The organism is Polaromonas sp. P1_E3, from assembly GCF_056405935.1.
Genome location: NZ_JBFUBD010000334.1, coordinates 1 through 2,937, shown reverse-complemented (window position 1 = coordinate 2,937; position 2,937 = coordinate 1). Strand labels below are relative to the sequence as shown.

Sequence of the window (2,937 nt, the reverse complement as noted above, 5' to 3'; positions counted from 1 at the left end):
GGGCAAGGCCGATCAGGCGGCCAAGCTCAAGGCTGCCACCGACTGGGGATATGAGACCGTCAACAGCGTGGGCGCGGACGGCAAGTCGGTGGTTGACGCCGATGCAACCCTGGCACCGTTACGCAGGCTGCTTGGGGTATTTGCGACCGCCGACACGCCGGAGAATCTGCAAACGGTGTCAGCCCAGCTGCAGCAACTTACGCAGTGGGATACCGGCCTTTCTTCCAAAATCCAGCTGGAGCGCAATGCGATCGCCAGCAAGCTCGGGGTCGACCCCACTGTGCCCGCGACGCAGACCAAGCTCGATGCAGACGCCACAGCGCTATTGGCAGCACTTGGACCCAAGGACGGCMAGATCGATGCCGACGCAAAAAGGGCCGCTCTGGCTGTGCTCGGCATGCAGCAAACCGACGATAGCGATTCGATTGCGATGCCGGCAGACGCCGCACAAGTGCGCACAGTGGCCGAGCAAAAGCATGATGCGGTCAACCGCAGGGTGGCCAACAATATGCTGCTGGTTCTCAGCGGCGCTACTGACACGCCTGACCCAAAAGCAAAGCCGGTGCCCCCGACGAAAAAACAAGCCCGGCAGAACATTGATGCGGTCTTCGCTCTCATGGATGCGGCCGGCCTGAAAACCGACGAGAGCCGGCAGAAATTCCTCGGCCCGATCGGTTTCTTTGTGACCGACGTACTGGCGCGGCTCGATGCTCCGGGTTCCACCTATGCGCCGGTCGCCGCGATCACCGCGATTGACTCGCACATTTCCGACATCGACGGCTGGCTGAGCAGGCAATTGAGCGTGATCATGCATGCGCCGAAGTTCCAGGAGGTCGAAGCGACCTGGCGCGGTTTGCACTATTTCGTGTCAAACACCGAAACCGGAAAGATGCTCAAGCTCAGTGTCTTCAATGCCACCAGGGACGAGCTGCTCGACGACATGGAGAAGGCGGTCGACAAGGACCAAAGCAAACTCTTCAGAATGATTTACGAGGACCAGTACGGCACCTTTGGTGGCTTGCCATACAGTCTTCTGATTGGCGGCTATGAGGTGGGGCGCAGCGCCAAGGATATTGAATTCCTGCGCAAGATCGCGGAAGTCGCGGCCTCCGCTCATGCGCCATACATCACCTCGGCCTCGGCCTCGCTATTCGGACTCGACAGCTTTCGCGACCTCGCCAAGCCGCGCGACCTGGAAAAGATCTTTGAAAGCATCGAGCTGGCCGGCTGGCAGGAATTCCGCGAAAGCGAGGACTCCCGCTATGTGACACTGGTGATGCCGCATGTGCTGCTGCGTCTGCCCTACGGCAAGAACAGCTGGCCGGTTGACGGCATGGATTTCGAGGAGACTGTCGGACCTTCCAGCAGTTCACCCGACAGTGGCAGCTTCCTGTGGGGCAATGCGGCCTACATGCTGGCCCAGCGCGTGACCAACGCATTCTCCAAGTACAACTGGACGGCAGCGATACGCGGGGTTGAAGGTGGTGGCCTGGTTGAGGACTTGCCGACCTACAGCTACCGCACTGACTCCGGGGCCGAGGAGTTATTTTGTCCAACTGAAGTATCCATCACCGACCGGCGTGAAAAGGAGCTTAACGATCTGGGCTTCATCTCGCTATGCCATTGCAAGGGCAAGGGGCAGGCCGCATTCTTTGGCGGGCAGACCAGCAACCAGCCGAAGAAGTATTTCTCTGATAGCGCCAATGCCAACGCGCAGATTTCCGCGCTGCTGCCCTACATGCTCGCTGCCTCGCGCTTCGCTCATTACATCAAGGTCATCATGCGCGCCAAGATTGGCAGCTTCCTGACGCGGGGCAATGTAGAGGCCTACCTCAACACCTGGATATCGAACTATGTACTGCTCGATGAGAATGCCTCCCAGGACGCCAAGGCGAGTTTTCCCTTGAGCCAGGCGAACGTGATCGTGAAGGACGTGCCGGGTGCCGTGGGCTCTTACAACGCGGTGGTCTTCCTCAGGCCGCACTTCCAGCTTGAGGAATTGACGACCTCGATCCGCCTGGTGGCGAATCTGCCGAAGTGACCCATTCACTTCCCATCCAACATAGACCAACGAAAGACAAGCCATGGATCTGATACTGCTACAACCCGGCGACACTTCTGTTTTTCCCACAACAAGCAATGACTGGGCCACGGGCGGCAGCCTGATTTCGACCGGCGCCGACTGGACCGCCAATGAGGAACTCAAGCTCGGCCAATGCATCGAACTGGTGTCAGTGCACCAGGGTATGAAGCAGCAGGTGACGACCGACGTCAGCAATTCGGCGCGTACCTCTGGCAGGCCGGTGATCACGGAGTTCACCTGTGTCAAATATGTCGACAAGACTTCGGTCAAGCTCTACGACTTCTGTTTGCGCGCGAAGTCGCTGGGCGACAAAGCCAAGCCCTCGTACATCTACATCCTGCGCAACTCGGGCGACAAGGTCGGCAACATTATCACCTTCATGCTGCGTGATGCGCTTATCAGCGAAATTCAATTCCAGTCACATCCTGACGACATGCCGACCGAGCAGTTCAAGCTTAACTTCACCGAGATCGTCTGGACCTACGCTGTGCAGACGCCGGACATGCAGGTCAAGGGCAACGTCACTGCCGGCTGGAGCCTGGCTCAGAACAGGCCTTTGACAGCGTTCACTTGAGCCTCGCTGCGGCCCTCCGGGAGCCGTGAATTTCCGTTGTTTTTGAGATGGCGTGCCGTTGTTGCGGCGCGCCGGCCCAAGGGGATAAACATGCAGTTCTTGCTTGAGCGCCTGGAGTTTGCAGGTGCGGTGCCCGCGCAAAGCGGCCAGAGCTTCAATCTGCGCGATGCCGTACGATTGCAAATTCAGCGCCTGGTCAGTTCGCACGTCTGGGCTGGTTCGACCGGTCTGGAACTCATGCGCATCGGCATGCCTTCCCTGACCGGCGCCGGATATGCCC

General features: G+C 59.0%; 2 protein-coding genes and 1 pseudogene. All 3 read left to right on the top strand.

Annotation, left to right across the window (positions count from 1 at the left end; all coding sequences use genetic code 11):
* Positions 1-2,041 (top strand): type VI secretion system contractile sheath large subunit (gene tssC, locus AC1D0Z_RS18735; RefSeq protein WP_477659699.1); only part of this gene is annotated, 2,041 nt, incomplete at its 5' end.
* 43 nt (positions 2,042-2,084) lie between these two features.
* Positions 2,085-2,657, top strand: coding sequence for an Hcp family type VI secretion system effector (locus tag AC1D0Z_RS18730; protein WP_348049164.1), 573 nt, complete (start codon positions 2,085-2,087; stop codon positions 2,655-2,657).
* Positions 2,658-2,747: 90 nt separating this feature from the next.
* Positions 2,748-2,937, top strand: a pseudogene (locus AC1D0Z_RS18725) (hypothetical protein); the annotation flags it as partial.

Bases quoted from the DNA above. Each gene is read 5' to 3' on its own strand.
- AC1D0Z_RS18730 (WP_348049164.1), top strand. From the start codon at position 2,085: ATGGATCTGATACTGCTACAACCCGGCGACACTTCTGTTTTTCCCACA.